General features: G+C 43.6%; 1 protein-coding gene. It reads right to left on the bottom strand.

Going from position 1 to position 1,722, the window contains the following annotated elements; genetic code table 11:
• Positions 1–469: 469 nt before the first annotated feature.
• Positions 470–1,722 (bottom strand): IS4 family transposase (locus B5F88_RS19325; RefSeq protein ID WP_140402221.1); only part of this gene is annotated, 1,253 nt, incomplete at its 5' end.

The raw sequence follows: 1,722 nt of genomic DNA on the forward strand, positions 1-1,722 counted from the left end.
AGGTTTGACACGTTCCCATTGTTCTGTTGTTAATTCATAGCATTTCATACCTCTAGTTTCGCATATCTGCTCCTTTTGTGCAACTTTTATTTTTCAAACAAGCCCTAGTTGATATTTGCAAAAATTCTAAACTTAATGGCTGTTTTCCTCGAGTAAAGTTCAAAAAAATATGGTCTGTCCCAAAACACAGTCAGTTTTTTGCATCGTCAATGGAACTAGTTGATTTTTGTTCCTTTATAAAGCTATATCGGCTTTATAGAAAATCATTGCTTTTTTAATTCATCTGCTTGACATGTTATAATTTTGCGCCTATATATGTTTATTTTTGCTTTTTTCTATGGCATTAAGATAAGAGAGCTTTCTTTTTTTAAAAAACGCCGCTTTTGAGACAAGAAAACAGCCTTTTGAAAAAATATATATGGGGGAGGGGCTGGAAGATTAGCCCCCTGCCCCTCTTTTTTTGCTTCTGCTATGCAGCAACACGATATGTAAAGCCAACAAATCCTTTTATGCGAAGATTTCGGTTATCCCGGCGTCCGGGCCTAATTGGAATCGTGTGGCGGGCAATTTGCCGCATAAGTTCGTCACTGCTACCTTTCGGCGTTCTGAAATATTTGCGGCACAATACCACCGCCATTTTGAAATTGACACGGTAGGCATATATGCCATCCTTGGGCTGTTGTATCACTACTTCACGCACGATCCTGCTGGTAAAATTAAACATTGTCAGCGCGGAGTAAATTTCTTGTTCCACAAAAGCGTCAGATTTGCCGTGGAGATTAACCAGGCCGAGCGAATATTTTAGGTCTCTAAAGCTGGTTTCGATCCCCCAGCGCATATGATATAACTCTTTGATATCTTCTAGTGTAAATGAACGCGGAAGTGAGGTTGCAATCGTTTCAAATTCTCCTGTTTCCAACTGAAAGCGAACAATCCTTAGTTTCATTGTATAGGGACTTTGAAAATCCCAGCGGCCCCGCCGAGTCTTTGAACCTGGTTTGCTCTTTTTCGGTACTTGCAGGAAAATATACCGCCGCTGCTTGTCCTCGTTTGTCTGCGTTGTTGTGATTGTGAAGCTAATGTCACAATCAAGCTCAAACATAGGCAAACGAGCAATCTCCCTCATGGCCGAGTGGTTTTGCTTAACTCGGATGAGAAAATCTGTGTTTGGTTTTTCTATGAGGTGGGCTAGCAAATTATAGCTTTCATATCCTCGATCAGCAACAATCAATGTTTTCTGGTTAAAATCATTTTGTTTCAACATCTCAACCAGAGCACCGATTTCATCCTTTTGCGGTTCTGGCTGTATTACCACATCAAAATAAGTCTTGTTCAGCACATCATACAGCGGATTGACATGTAGCTGATTGTACCCTTTGGGGGCACTCTCGTTTTGAACAAAAGAAGGGGCACTAGGATTACGTGGCATGTTTACCGCCGTTCCATCTACTGCAAGGATACGATACCCACAGAATGTATCAGTGTCGGCGCAAGCAGCATTACCTGTATAGCCGCTCAGGAGCGTGGTGCTCGCTTTCCGGCACTTTGTGGCGTGCTCAGTGTCCTCAAAGCCGTGCTCCTTCATCCGGCGCAGTCTGGCGCGGGAAATCCCAGTACGGCGCTTCAGCTCTGCAAGATTGACCTTCTCCAGCGAGAACTTGTCTCCCTGCTCGGCCATCATCTGCTCAATGGCCTTTGCCACAACCGGGGACATGGCTGCGA

It is taken from the genome of Flavonifractor sp. An306 (assembly GCF_002159455.1).
Lineage (GTDB): Bacteria > Bacillota > Clostridia > Oscillospirales > Oscillospiraceae > Flavonifractor.